Origin of the sequence: Cellulophaga sp. HaHaR_3_176, from assembly GCF_019021925.1 — a bacterium.
GTDB lineage: Bacteria > Bacteroidota > Bacteroidia > Flavobacteriales > Flavobacteriaceae > Cellulophaga.
The window spans coordinates 2087828-2102355 of sequence record NZ_CP058990.1 but is presented as its reverse complement, the minus strand read 5'-3'; the positions used below and the strand labels follow the sequence as shown (position 1 = coordinate 2102355).

Sequence of the window (14528 nt, the reverse complement as noted above, 5' to 3'; positions counted from 1 at the left end):
TATGTTTAAAAAATTTGGTCCAGGAGTTTTAGTAGCAGCAGCTTTTATAGGGCCTGGAACAGTTACGGCATGTACATTAGCAGGTGCTAAATTTGGCTTCGCATTATTATGGGCAATGCTTTTATCTATAATAGCAGCAATTGTATTACAAGGAATGTCTGCTCGGCTAGGTTTAGTTAGTCAGAACGGTTTGGCAGATGTTATCAAATCAGAAATTAAAATACCATGGGTTAAATATTCAGTTTTATGTATTATACTTTCAGCTATAGTTATAGGTAATGCCGCTTATGAAGGGGGTAATATTGGAGGTGCAACATTAGGTTTACAAGCTGTTTTTGGAGAAGAACTTACTCCGTATTATCCATTAATAATAGGATTTTTGGCATTCGTTTTATTGTATTATGGTAATTATAAAGTTTTAGAAAAGGTGTTGGTTTCACTTGTTATTTTAATGAGCTTATCTTTTTTTATAACAGCAATAATTACGAAACCAGATATCAGTAAACTCCTAAAAGGTGCTTTTGTACCTTCTTTCCCCGATAATAGCCTTTTAACGATAATTACATTAGTAGGCACAACAGTAGTGCCATATAATTTGTTTTTACACGCATCATTAGTAAGTGAAAAGTGGAAATCTGTATCAGACTTAAAGCAGGTTAGGCGTGATACAATTATATCGATAGCTTTAGGTGGCTTAGTATCTATGGGTATTATGGTTTCTGCCTCTGTTATTCCAAATAAAAATATTACAAATGTTATGGATTTAGCATTAGGGCTTGAACCTTTGTATGGTGCAGCAGCTAAATATCTTATGGGAATTGGTTTGTTTGCTGCTGGTATTACCTCTGCAATAACAGCTCCGTTGGCTGCTGCTTATGTTGTAAATAGTTGTTTTGGTTGGAAAGCGAGTTTAAAAGATATAAAGTTCAAACTTGTTTGGATGTTGATTATAGTGATAGGGGTTTCCTTTTTATACATAGGGGTAACACCTATTGAAATTATTAAATTTGCTCAAATAGCAAATGGAATACTACTACCAGTAATAGCTGTATTTTTACTTTGGGTGGTTAATAAAAAAACCATTTTGGGGAACTATAAAAATACTCCTTTTCAAAATATTTTAGGAACTATAATAATAGTAATCACTCTAGTTTTAGGAATTAAAAGTATCATAAAAGTTTTTGGGTATTAAAAATGGATAGAATATTTATAGATATAAATAGCGATGTAGGAGAAGGGGTTGGTAATGAGGCACTTCTTTTGCCTCTTTTATCATCATGCAATATAGCCTGTGGTGGTCATGCAGGTGATAATAATAGTATGCGAGATATTATACAGCTGGCTAAAAAACATACTGTATTAATCGGTGTGCATCCATCATATCCTGATAAAAATAATTTTGGTAGACTTTCTATAGATATTCAGCATCAACACTTAATAACAAGTATCCGTGATCAAATAACTAACTTTTCTGAAATTTGTAAAGAAGAGAAAGCAATTTTAAACCATATAAAGCCCCATGGAGCTTTGTATAATGATATAGCAAAAGATAAAAAATTAGCTTTAGTTTTTTTAGAAGCAATTCTCCCACATAAAAATGAAATTAAATTATACGTTCCATACAATTCAATAATAGAAAAAGAAGCATTAAAGCAATCTTTTGACATCGTATACGAAGCTTTTTTAGACCGAAATTATAATGATGATTTAAGTTTAGTAGCCCGTAGCAAACTAAATTCTCTAATTCAAACTCCTGAAAAAGTATTACAACATCTATTAGAAATGGTCAAAAATGAACAGGTTATTTCTGTAAATGATACATCAATAAAAATTAAAGCAAATACCTACTGTATTCATGGCGATACTTCTGATGCTTTGAAAATATTAACGTATCTTCATAAAGAGTTAAAAAATCATTTTATAGCTATTAAAAAGTGAAAAAATATCCAGTTTCAATACGCCCTTTTGGAGTTCATGCTGTTTTAATAGAGTGGCCAGAACAGGTAGAAGAAGATATTCTTAAAGATATTCTGTTTTTTATTTCAGATTTAAAGCGGAATCATTTGAAAGATAATAAGTGGGAGTTTATACCAGCTTACAATTCTTTAACACTTGTATTAAGAGGAGAAATAATAGAATTTGATGTCTTTAAAACTCAATTAAATGAATGGTACCTAACTAAAGAAGAAACTTTTTTAGAAGAAAATTATTTGTGGCGTTTGCCAGTTTGTTATGATGCTCAATTTGGTTTAGATCTAGTAGAAGTAGCTGAAAAACTTAATACCACAATAGAAGAGGTTATAAAAACTCATACAGCAAGTGTTTATACCGTATATGGTATTGGTTTTTTACCAGGGTTTATGTATTTGGGTGGTTTACCTAAAAACCTTGAAGTGCCAAGGCGCGAAACACCAAGGTCTAAAGTAGCAAAAGGTTCTGTTGGTTTAGCAGGTAAACAAACAGGTATATACCCTCAAGAATCTCCAGGAGGATGGAATATTTTAGGAAATTGCTCGGTACCTATTTTTGATCCTAAAAAGGAAAATCCATGTATTGTAAAAGTGGGAGATAAGGTTCAGTTTTATGCGATTTCTAAAGCAGAGTACGATTTGCATAAAATTGAAGCAGAAGTCGGAATTTATCAATTTGAAAAAATTAAAATAGATGCTTAAGGTATTAAAATCAGGACTTTTTACTACTGTTCAAGATTTGGGTCGTTTTGGTTTTAGAGACAAAGGCGTACCAGTATCTGGCGTTATGGATATAAAAACAGTGTATAAGTTAAATATGCTGCTTGAAAATGAAGAAAATGACGCTGTTTTAGAAATAACAATGACAGGACCTACATTAGAATTTGAAAAAAACACATTCATTTCTTTAGGAGGCGCTGAGTTATCAATGACGCTGAATAATGAGCCTATAGATAATTATAAAGTAATTAAAGTTAAAGAAGGTGATATTCTCTCTTATGGTCGATTAAAAAAAGGATTTAGAGCTTATATTGCTATAAAAGGAGGGTTTCAGACTAATATGGTTTTAGGGAGTAGATCGTATTATTCGTCTATAAAATTAAACGGAATACTAAAAGATAAAAGTACTGTAGATTATAAAAAAGTAGATTCTTTTAAACCTAAAATTAATGCTTTAAAAGTAGATGAGTTTTTAAGTGAAGAAGTTTTGCATGTAGCTAAAGGACCTGAATTTGATTTATTGTCAGACAAACAATTAGAGAGTTTATTCTTTAAAAAATTTACAATAGCAAACGAGAATAATAGAATGGCTTACCAATTAGTAGAAATAATTATGGGGCATTCTAAATCAATGTTAACCTCAGCTACTTTACCTGGTACTATACAATTTACACCATCGGGTAAATTAATAATTTTAATGAAAGATGGGCAAACAACTGGGGGTTACCCTCGAATTTTGCAATTAACAGATGAGGGTATTTCAATATTATCTCAGAAAAAAACAGGTGATGTAATTACTTTAAAATTGATGTAGACTAAAATAATTTCTGTATTTTTTTCACCCATTTTATTGGCGTTGTGTATGGCGCATAGCGTAAAGGAATATCAATCCAAGTTCCCTTTTTAACGATACTTTTAGAGTGCGAGAATAAATCAAAAGAGGTTTTCCCATGGTAGGCACCAATACCGCTACTACCAACACCACCAAAAGGTAATTTTTTATTCGTTATATGTATTACAGTATCATTTATAGCTCCACCACCAAAACTATAGTTAGCTATAATTTTATCTTGAAAAGATTTGTCTTCACTAAAAACATAAGTAGCTAATGGTTTGCCATAGCGCGAAATATGTTGCTGAATCTCTTCGTCTTTTTCATAGCCAATAATTGGCAAAATGGGGCCAAATATTTCTCCTTCCATTAATTTGCTATTCGCTTTTGGCTCATAAACTAGAGTAGGAGCAAGATAATTATCAGAATCATTTTTTTGTCCTCCAAAAAGTATTTTTTCACCATTAAGCATGTCAACTAAACCATTATAATGATTTTTGCTTACAGTTCTAGCAAAATCATTTGACTGTTCTATATCTTCACCATAAAAAGCTGTAATAGCCTTTTTAAGCTCTCCAATAAGTTTCAATTTAATGTTGTTGTGTGCTAATATATAATCGGTAGCAATACATGTCTGGCCTGCATTTAAAAATTTACCCCAAACAATGCGCTTTGCAGCTACAGCTATATTGGCTGTTTCATCTACAATTGTAGGGTTTTTTCCTCCAAGTTCTAATGTAACAGGGGTTAAATGCTTTGCTGCACTTTCATAAATTATTTTTCCAACTTTAGTACTTCCTGTAAAAAATATATAATCCCAATTTTCGGCTAATAGTTTTTCAGATACCTCTACACCACCTTGTATTACAGTTACATAATTTTCAGGGAAAACATTTTTTATAATTTCAGAAATAATTTTAGAAGTATTTGGTGTTATTTCTGAAGGTTTAATTACAGCAGTATTTCCTGCAGCAATTGCCCCAATCAATGGTGCTATGGCTAATTGAAAAGGATAATTCCAAGGAGCAATAATTAAAACAGCACCATAAGGTTCTTTATATATGTAATCAGATGAGGGCCAATTGAGTAGTGCCGAAGAAACTCGTTTTGGCTTAGCCCAAGACTTCGTTTTTTTGATAAGACTCTTTAGTTCCGCTATAACAAATTGAGTTTCGCTTGCTAAAGTCTCGAATTTAGGTTTTTTAAAATCTAGATATAGAGCATCACAAATAACATCTTCTTTTGCAATAATTTCATTCAGTAATTTTTTAAGATATGAAATTCTAAAATTGACATCTTTTGTTTTCTGAGTGTCAAAAAAAATATGCTGATTGTTTAATACTGTTTTCATGTGTCAAATTTAAATAAAAGTTGAGGCAGATTGTGCTCTTATCAAGTTATTATATATCTTTAAACCTTAAAATGAAAAATAGCACTTTAAATAATATTAGCATCACTATTGTCTCAGAAAAGAGATGATGCAGATATTTTTTGTTTTAAGAAAAGAGCCTGTATCACAATTAACGATATAGGCTCTTTTTTTTATCTAAAACGAATGAGTTTATCATTATAAATATGTCCTTTTAAAATACTTTAAAAGTATTGAATATGGTATGAAATTGATATTTAAATTATTGATTATTAGGTTTTTAAGTGTATTATTATAAAATTGGATTTGAACCAATTTAGAATGTTAAAAAAATAGAGAATTATAAACAATTATCTTTGAGTAGATAGATGTCACAGAGAAGATTTTAAATATACAAGCATAAGTTTAATGGAATTAAATAAATATAGTAAAAACGTCACTCAAGATCCAACACAACCTGCAGCACAAGCAATGTTGTACGGAATAGGTTTTAAAGATGAAGATTTCGAAAAACCTATTATCGGTGTAGCTAGTACAGGTTACGAAGGTAACCCATGTAATATGCATTTAAATGATTTGGCTAAATTGGTCAAAGAAGGTGTTAATTCACAGGCATCAGTCGGTCTTATTTTTAATACAATAGGTGTTAGTGATGGTATTTCTATGGGAACACCAGGGATGCGTTTTTCTTTACCATCAAGAGATATTATTGCAGATTCTATGGAAACTGTAGTACAAGGTATGTCTTACGATGGTTTAGTGACTGTAGTTGGTTGTGATAAAAATATGCCTGGAGCTTTAATGGCTATGCTACGTTTAAACAGACCTTCTATTTTAGTATATGGTGGTACAATTGCTTCTGGTTGTCATAATGATAAAAAACTAGATGTAGTATCTGCTTTTGAAGCATGGGGAGAAAAAGTAGCAGGTACAATGAAAGAAGAAGACTTTCAGTGTATTATAAAAAAATCTATTCCAGGAGCAGGTGCTTGTGGTGGTATGTACACGGCAAATACTATGGCTTCAGCAATTGAAGCATTAGGTATGTCGTTACCTTACAATTCATCAAACCCAGCCATAAGTAAAGATAAAGAAGTAGAATGTATAGAGGCAGGTAAAAGAATGTTTTACCTACTTGAAAACGATATTAAGCCTTTAGATATAGTAACACGGAAATCATTAGAAAATGCAATTCGTTTAGTTACCATAATGGGAGGTTCTACAAATGCAGTGCTTCACTTTTTAGCAATTGCAAGAGCTGCTGATATTGAATTTACATTACAAGATTTTCAACATATTAGTGATACTACACCATTTATAGCAGATTTAAAACCTAGTGGTAAATACTTAATGGAAGATGTACACCGTATAGGTGGTATTCCAGCAGTATTAAAGTATTTATTACAAAATGGTTTATTACATGGCGATTGTTTAACTGTTACAGGTAAAACTTTAGCAGAAAACTTAGCTGATGTACCTGATATGGAAGAAGGGCAAGATGTAATTCGTCCATTAGATAACCCTATAAAAAGTACAGGTCATTTACGTATGCTTTACGGAAATTTAGCTGAAAATGGTTCTGTAGCAAAAATTACGGGTAAAGAAGGTTTGTTATTTAAAGGAACAGCAAAAGTTTTTAATAGTGAATATGATGCTAATGATGGTATTCGCGATGGTAAGGTTAAAAAAGGAGATGTTGTTGTAATCCGTTACGAAGGTCCTAAAGGCGGTCCTGGAATGCCAGAAATGCTAAAACCAACAGCAGCTATTATGGGTGCAGGTTTAGGTAAAGAAGTAGCATTAATTACAGATGGTCGTTTTTCAGGAGGTACACATGGTTTTGTAGTAGGTCATATTTCGCCTGAAGCACAAGATGGTGGTACAATTGCCCTTGTAAAAGATGGTGATATTATAACGATTGATGCAGAAACAAATGCTATAAATGTAGATGTAACTGCAGATGAGTTAGCAAAGCGTAAAGAAGCGTGGGTAGAACCTGCTTTAAAATTTAAAAAAGGAGTGCTTTACAAATATGCACGTTCGGTCTCGTCGGCTTCACAAGGTTGTGTTACAGATGAGTTTTAAATAGATTTTTATCATTTCCGTACATCGGAAATCTCAATATTAAGAGAATGGCTACAGATACATTAAAAAATAAAAAGAAGGCAGAAGGCCAGGATACCAGTATGAAAATTACAGGAGCAGAAGCAATAATACATTGTTTATTAGCTGAAGATGTCGATTTGATTTATGGTTATCCAGGTGGAGCCATAATGCCAGTTTACGATGAATTATATAAATTTCAAGATAAACTAACACATATATTAACACGTCATGAACAAGGTGCAACACATGCTGCACAAGGTTATGCTCGTGTATCTGGTAGAGTTGGTGTTGCTATTGCAACATCGGGCCCAGGAGCTACAAATTTAGTAACAGGTTTGGCAGATGCCCAAATAGATTCTACACCTATGGTTTGTATTACAGGCCAAGTAGGTAGTCATTTATTAGGTTCAGATGCTTTTCAAGAAACCGATATTGTTGGTATTTCTACTCCCGTAACAAAATGGAATTACCAAATAACAAAGGCATCAGAAATACCTAAAATTTTAGCAAAAGCTTTCTTTATTGCTAAATCAGGTCGTCCAGGTCCAGTTTTAATTGATATTACTAAGGACGCTCAGTTTGAAGAGTTTGATTTTTCTTATGAAAAATGCAAAGGTGTTCGTAGTTATAATCCATTTCCTAAAGTTGATGTAACAAAAGTAGAAGAGGCAGCAACTTTAATAAACGCAGCAAAAAAACCAATGATTGTTTTTGGACAAGGCGTTATTTTAGGTCAAGCAGAAAAAGAATTAAAAGAGTTGGTAGAAAAAGCAGGTATACCTGCAGCTTGGACCATTTTAGGACTTTCTGCAATGGATACAGAACATCCTTTAAATGTAGGTATGGTAGGTATGCATGGTAACTATGGTCCAAATTTATTAACCAACGAATGCGATTTATTAATTGCAATCGGAATGCGTTTTGATGACCGTGTTACAGGTAATTTAGAAACCTATGCTAAGCAAGCAAAAGTTATTCATTTTGAAATAGATCCTGCTGAGATTAATAAAAATGTAAAATCTGATGTAGCTGTTTTAGGAAACTCTAAAGAAACATTACAAATGTTATTGCCGTTGATTAGTAAAAATAGTCATGAGGCCTGGCATAATGAGTTTAAAAAGAAATACGAAATAGAATACAACGAAGTAATCAAAAACGATTTACACCCTACGAAAGAAGGGTTGACAATGGCTGAGGTTATTGAAGAAATAAATATTGCTTCTAAAAATAGTGCTATTATTGTTACCGATGTAGGTCAACATCAAATGGTAGCTTGTAGGTATGCTAAATTTAACCAGACAAAAAGTAATGTTACTTCTGGCGGTTTAGGTACAATGGGTTTTGCTTTGCCAGCAGCTATAGGTGCTAAAATGGGAGCGATGGATAGAGAAGTTGTTGCCATTATTGGCGATGGTGGTTACCAAATGACGATACAAGAATTAGGTGTAATCTTTCAGCATAAATTACCCGTTAAAATAGTTGTGCTAAATAACGATCACTTAGGGATGGTTCGCCAGTGGCAAGAATTATTTTTCGAAAAAAGGTATGCATCAACAGTAATGGTAAATCCTGATTTTGTGAAAATAGCAGAAGGTTATAGCATTAAAGCAACTCGTATTAGCGAAAGAAAAGATTTAAAAGCTACCATACAAGAAATGATAGCTTCTGATGAGCCTTATTTCTTAGAAGTAAAAGTAGAGAAAGAACATAATGTGTTTCCTATGATTCCAACAGGAGCATCGGTATCAGACATGAGATTGAAATAAACCATGAACGATAACATCTTTACAAATAAGCCTGAAATTCTATCTAAAATAGAAGATAAGTCTAAAGCGATTGGTTTTACAATGCCTTCTGATTTGTATGTTGGGAGCTTATTAAAAACCTTAGTAGCTTCTAAACCTGCAGCTTCTATTTTAGAATTAGGTACAGGAATAGGGCTGTCTTTAGCATGGATGTTAGATGGCATGGATTCTGAGTCGACTATGATTTCGGTTGATAATGATGAAGAGCTTATAGCTATTGCAAAAGATTTTTTTAAAGATGATAAACGACTTCAACTAGTTTGTGAAGATGGTAGTATTTGGTTAAAAAATTATAAACAGGGTAAATTCGATTTAGTTTTTGCAGATGCATGGCCAGGTAAGTACAGCGAAATTGATGAGGTTTTAAAACTAGTAAAGGTAGGTGGTTTTTATATTATCGATGATATGACTGAACAGCCAAACTGGCCAGAAGGACATTCTGATAATGTAGATGGCTTGATAGCTTATTTAGAGAAAAGAAAAGATTTTAGCTTGACTAAGATGAATTGGTCAACAGGTTTAATTATAGCTACTAGGGTAGCGTAAAAAATAGGCATCGTTTTTAATATTCGATGTTTTGTATGATTAAGAATTAAGTATAATGGAAAAAAAGTGGTTCACAATATCCGTTTATTCAGAGAATAATGTTGGATTATTAAATAGAATTTCTGGTATCTTTTTAAAAAGACATATAAATATTGAAAGCTTAAATGTTTCAAAATCAGAAATTGAAGATGTTTCTAAATTTACGGTAGTAGTTTTTACAGAAGAAGAAGTTGCGCGTAAAATTGTAGGTCAGATTGAAAAACAGATAGAGGTTATAAAAGCATATTACCATATTGATGATGAAACTATTTATCAAGAGTCTGTTTTGTTTAAGATAAACTCTAGCTTACTTTTTGATGAAAGAAATATTCAGAATATTATAAAAGATTGTAACGCAACAATCGTCACAGTTTCAAGAGATTTCTTTGTTTTAGCAAAAACAGGAAGAAAACATGAAATAGATGAAATGTACAATCAACTATTACCTTACGGAATTATGCAATTTGTACGTTCTGGAAGAATAGCGGTAAGTAAAGAGGAAATGCCTATTTCGGCATTATTAGCAAAGTTTCAAAAATAAAAAAACAATTAAATTTAATAAACGAGTTTAGAAAATGGCAAATTATTTCAATACACTATCATTAAGAGAGCAATTGACCCAATTAGGGAAATGTAGATTCATGGACACAAGTGAATTTTCTGAAGGTGTATCCGCTTTGAAAGGGAAAAAAATAGTTATTGTTGGCTGTGGTGCTCAAGGTTTAAACCAAGGTTTAAACATGCGTGATTCAGGTCTTGATATTTCTTACACATTGCGTGAAGCAGCTATCAAAGAAAAAAGACAATCATTTAAAAATGCATCTGAAAACGGATTTAATGTTGGTACTTACGAAGAGTTGGTTCCTACTGCAGATTTAGTAATCAATTTAACTCCAGATAAGCAACACACAAGTGTAGTAAAGGCTATTATGCCTTTGATGAAAAAAGGAGCTACATTATCTTACTCTCATGGTTTTAATATTGTAGAAGAAGGAATGCAAATTCGTGAAGACTTAACGGTAATCATGGTTGCTCCTAAATGTCCAGGTTCTGAAGTTCGTGAAGAATATAAAAGAGGTTTTGGTGTACCTACATTAATTGCAGTACATCCTGATAATGATCCACAAGGAAAAGGATTTGCAGAGGCTAAAGCTTATGCTGTAGCTACAGGTGGCGATAGAGCAGGTGTTTTAGAATCTTCATTTGTTGCTGAGGTAAAATCAGATTTAATGGGTGAGCAAACTATTTTATGTGGTTTGTTACAAACAGGATCTATTTTATGTTTCGACAAAATGGTCGAAAAAGGAATTGATGCAGGATATGCTTCTAGATTAATCCAATACGGTTGGGAAACTGTTACAGAAGGATTAAAATATGGTGGTATCACGCATATGATGGATCGTTTGTCTAACCCAGCAAAAATTAAAGCTTTTGAATTATCAGAAGAATTAAAAGAAATCATGCGTCCATTATTTCAAAAACATATGGATGACATTATTCAAGGTGAATTTTCTAAAACAATGATGGAAGATTGGGCTAATGATGATAAAAACCTATTGACTTGGAGAGCAGCGACTGGAGAAACTGCTTTTGAAAAAACTCCTGCAGGAAGTGATAAAATTTCTGAGCAAGAATTTTATGACAATGGTGTATTAATGGTAGCTATGGTAAGAGCTGGTGTTGAGTTAGCTTTCGAAGCAATGACAGAGTCTGGTATTATTGCAGAATCTGCTTACTACGAGTCTTTACATGAAACGCCATTAATAGCAAATACAATCGCACGTAAAAAGTTATTTGAAATGAACCGTGTTATTTCTGATACTGCTGAGTATGGTTGTTACTTATTTGATCATGCTTGTAAGCCTTTATTAGCTGATTTTATGAAAAACATTGATACAGATGTTATCGGTAAAAAATTCGGTGAAGGTAATGGTGTAGATAACGCTAAGTTAATTAGTGTAAACAAAGCATTAAGAGAGCATCCAGTTGAAATTGTTGGAGCTAGATTAAGAGCTTCAATGACAGCAATGAAACCAATAGTATAAATATTTAGACTATAATTTTTTTTAAACCTGTCAAGTTTTTTTAAACCTGACAGGTTTTTTATTTTTACACGATGAGTTATTTCCCAAACATTGATGATATACGTAAAGCTGCTATAACTATTAGAGAGGTAGCGGCAGTTATGCCACTTTTTGAAAGCATTAGATATTCAAAACAATTTAATGCGAATATTCTTCTAAAAAGAGAGGATCTGCATAGAGTTCGTTCGTATAAAATTAGAGGCGCTTACAATAAAATAAGCTCTTTAACAGATGTAGAAAGGAAAAGGGGAGTAGTTTGTGCTAGTGCAGGTAACCATGCTCAAGGTGTTGCATTTGCATGTAATCACTTGAGTATAAAAGGTACTATTTACATGCCATCTGTAACTCCAAAACAAAAAGTAGAACAAACACAATTGTTTGGTGGAGAATGGGTAACCATAGTTTTAGTAGGCGATACTTTTGACGACTCTTCTAAAGCTGCAATAAAAAACTGTACAGAGAATAATAAAGTATTTGTTCATCCTTTTGATGATCCAAAAACCATTGAAGGGCAAGGTACTGTTGGTTTAGAAATATTAGAGCAAACAATAACACCTATAGATTATGTATTTGTAGCTATTGGTGGTGGTGGTTTAGCTTCAGGCTTATGCGCTGTTTTTAAGTCACTTTCTCCCGATACAAAAATAATAGGAGTAGAGCCATTAGGTGCACCTTCTATGAAAAACTCTATAGCAGAAGGGAAAAATATAGAGCTTGAACAAATAGATAAATTTGTAGATGGCGCTGCAGTTCAAAAAGTAGGTGATTTAACCTTTAAAATTTGCCAAGAGTATTTAAGTGATGTCATAACTGTTCCGGAAGGGAAAGTTTGCCAAACGATATTAGATTTATATAATAGAGATGCAATTGTAGTAGAGCCAGCAGGAGCTTTAACACTTGCTGCTTTAGATCAATATGCAGACAAAATTAAAGGTAAAAATGTTGTGTGTATTGTAAGTGGTAGCAATAATGATATTACAAGAACAGCCGAAATAAAAGAAAGAGCATTGCTTTATGGTAATTTAAAACATTATTTCATTGTTCGTTTCCCGCAACGTCCAGGAGCTTTAAAAGAGTTTGTAGTTGATATTTTGGGTCCTAATGATGATATCACACATTTTGAATATTCAAAAAAATCAAGTAAAGAAAATGCACCAGCAGTAGTAGGTATTGAGTTGAAAAATGCAGAGGATTTAAAACCTTTAATGGAGCGTATGAAAGCTAATAACTTCTTTGGAGATTATATAAATGATAAGCCTGATTTGTTTCAATATTTAGTATAATATAGCGCATGAGGTATATTCTTTAAAATCAAATTTACAACAGAGGCATAACGAAAACGTTTGATTTTGATAGAATTTGAGTTTTATGTTAATATTACCCTATTCTTTATAATTAGAGAATAGTTTTATAGGTGTATTATATTCAATATATGTAACTTTAACTTCAAGTTAATTTATATTATGAGTAAAATAAACACCTCAATTCCCGAAGAGTTTCAGATTAAAGAAACTATAGATCAAAGAAAATACCTTGTAAATGGAGAGCTCAAAAAATGGAGTGGTAATACCACAGAAGTTTTTTCTACAATATCATCTACAGAAGAATACAAACCAACGTTATTAGGTAGCATCCCAGACATGGGCGAAACTGAAGCCTTGGATGCTTTAGATGCCGCTCACAAAGCATTTGGAAGAGGACAAGGAGTTTGGCCTACAATGCACGTTAAAGATCGGATACAGTGCATGGAGTCTTTTGTAAAAAAGATGGAAACCAAGCGTGAAGAGATTGTAAAATTATTGATGTGGGAAATAGGTAAATCTTTACCAGACTCTCAAAAAGAATTTGATAGAACTGTAGAATATATTTATGATACTATTGAAGATTATAAGCAGCTAGATCGTAACGGAGCAAAATTTCAAAAGCACGATGGTGTTTATGCACATATAAAAAGAGGGCCATTAGGTGTTGTTCTTTGTTTAGGCCCATATAACTACCCGTTAAATGAAACTTTTGCATTGTTGATACCTGCAATTATAATGGGTAATACAACAATATTTAAACCAGCAAAGCATGGTGTTTTATTAATAACACCTTTATTAGAAGCTTTTCAGTCTTGTTTTCCAAAGGGAGTAGTTAATATTATTTTTGGAAGAGGTAGAGCTGTTGCAGCGCCTATTATGCAAACAGGTAAGGTAGATGTTTTAGCATTAATAGGTAATAGTAAATCAGCAAATGCATTACAAAATCAACACCCTAAAAGTAACCGTTTACGTTTAGTATTAGGTTTAGAGGCTAAAAATCCTGCTATTATTTTGCCAGATGCAGATTTAGATTTAACGATAGACGAATGTATTGCAGGTACGCTATCATTTAATGGCCAACGTTGTACTGCTTTAAAAGTCGTATATGTTCATGAAGAAATTGTAGATGAGTTTAATAAACGCTTTGCAAAAAGAGTAGATGAATTAAAATTTGGAAACCCTTGGGATGATGGGGCAAAGCTTACACCATTACCTGAGCCTCAAAAACCAGCTTATATTCAAGGTTTAATTGATGATGCGAAGCTTAAAGGAGCTAAAATTTTAAACAAAAAAGGAGGAGAAACTTCAGAGAATTATATATGGCCAGCAGTATTATATCCTGTAACAAAAGATATGGCTGTGTATCAAGAAGAACAATTTGGACCAGTAATACCTGTTGTTTCTTTTAAAGATATTGAAGAGCCTTTAGATGATATGGCAGCATCTAATTACGGACAACAAGTAAGTTTGTTTGGTAAAGATGTATATACTTTGGCTCCGTTGATTGATACTTTGGTAAATTTAGTTTGCCGTGTGAATTTGAATAGTTCTTGTCAACGTGGGCCAGATGTGTATCCATTTACAGGAAGAAAAGATTCTGCTCAAGCAACATTAAGTGTGCATGATGCATTACGTTCTTTTTCTATTAGAACATTTGTAGCTTTTAAAGACAATGAATTGAATACAGAAATAATTGAACAACTATTAGATGCTAAGCTTTCTAATTTTGTGAGTACAGATTACATATTGTAAA

Annotated in this window: 12 protein-coding genes; 11 read left to right on the top strand and 1 reads right to left on the bottom strand. The window is 32.6% G+C overall.

Features of this window, described 5'->3' with window-relative positions; genetic code table 11:
• Nucleotide 1 precedes the first annotated feature (1 nt).
• From H0I23_RS09330 to H0I23_RS09315, 4 genes are read left to right on the top strand one after another with little or no spacing between them, the layout of a single operon-like run.
• Nucleotides 2-1192 carry an Nramp family divalent metal transporter gene (locus tag H0I23_RS09330; RefSeq protein WP_216782958.1) on the top strand — a complete coding sequence of 397 codons (1191 nt, stop codon included), beginning with the start codon at nt 2-4 and terminating at the stop codon, nt 1190-1192.
• Nucleotides 1193-1194: 2 nt separating this feature from the next.
• Entirely contained in the window at nt 1195-1938 is a 744-nt protein-coding gene (gene pxpA, locus H0I23_RS09325) for a 5-oxoprolinase subunit PxpA (RefSeq protein ID WP_216782957.1), read from the top strand.
• Nucleotides 1935-2672 (top strand): 5-oxoprolinase subunit PxpB, encoded by a 738-nt coding sequence (gene pxpB / locus H0I23_RS09320; RefSeq protein ID WP_216782956.1) that lies wholly within the window; start codon nt 1935-1937, stop codon nt 2670-2672. The genes pxpA and pxpB overlap by 4 nt, the downstream gene beginning before the upstream one ends.
• Nucleotides 2665-3504: a biotin-dependent carboxyltransferase family protein gene (locus H0I23_RS09315; protein ID WP_216782955.1), complete on the top strand. Its 840-nt coding sequence runs from the start codon at nt 2665-2667 to the stop codon at nt 3502-3504. The genes pxpB and H0I23_RS09315 overlap by 8 nt, the downstream gene beginning before the upstream one ends.
• 1 nt (nt 3505) lies before the next feature.
• On the opposite strand, the gene H0I23_RS09310 is transcribed toward H0I23_RS09315, so the two are convergent.
• A complete protein-coding gene (locus H0I23_RS09310; protein WP_216782954.1) occupies nt 3506-4873 on the bottom strand; it encodes an aldehyde dehydrogenase in 1368 nt (455 codons plus the stop codon).
• A 426-nt stretch (nt 4874-5299) separates the two neighbouring features.
• Here H0I23_RS09310 and ilvD point away from each other — a divergent pair, with 426 nt between their 5' ends.
• The 7 genes from ilvD (at nt 5300) to H0I23_RS09275 (ending at nt 14527) form a co-directional block, all read left to right on the top strand.
• Nucleotides 5300-6976 (top strand): dihydroxy-acid dehydratase, encoded by a 1677-nt coding sequence (gene ilvD, locus H0I23_RS09305; RefSeq protein WP_216782953.1) that lies wholly within the window; start codon nt 5300-5302, stop codon nt 6974-6976.
• Nucleotides 6977-7023: 47 nt separating this feature from the next.
• Complete coding sequence (gene ilvB / locus H0I23_RS09300) at nt 7024-8763, top strand: biosynthetic-type acetolactate synthase large subunit (RefSeq protein ID WP_216782952.1); 1740 nt, start codon at nt 7024-7026, stop codon at nt 8761-8763.
• 3 nt (nt 8764-8766) lie between these two features.
• Nucleotides 8767-9348, top strand: a complete 582-nt coding sequence (locus H0I23_RS09295; RefSeq protein WP_216782951.1) for an O-methyltransferase — start codon at nt 8767-8769, stop codon at nt 9346-9348.
• Nucleotides 9349-9403: 55 nt separating this feature from the next.
• A complete protein-coding gene (ilvN, locus tag H0I23_RS09290) occupies nt 9404-9928 on the top strand; it encodes an acetolactate synthase small subunit (protein WP_216782950.1) in 525 nt (174 codons plus the stop codon).
• 34 nt (nt 9929-9962) lie between these two features.
• A complete protein-coding gene (gene ilvC, locus H0I23_RS09285) occupies nt 9963-11432 on the top strand; it encodes a ketol-acid reductoisomerase (RefSeq protein ID WP_216782949.1) in 1470 nt (489 codons plus the stop codon).
• Nucleotides 11433-11503: 71 nt separating this feature from the next.
• Entirely contained in the window at nt 11504-12754 is a 1251-nt protein-coding gene (gene ilvA / locus H0I23_RS09280; protein ID WP_216782948.1) for a threonine ammonia-lyase IlvA, read from the top strand.
• Nucleotides 12755-12934: 180 nt separating this feature from the next.
• A complete protein-coding gene (locus H0I23_RS09275) occupies nt 12935-14527 on the top strand; it encodes an NADP-dependent glyceraldehyde-3-phosphate dehydrogenase (RefSeq protein WP_216782947.1) in 1593 nt (530 codons plus the stop codon).
• Nucleotide 14528 lies beyond the last annotated feature (1 nt).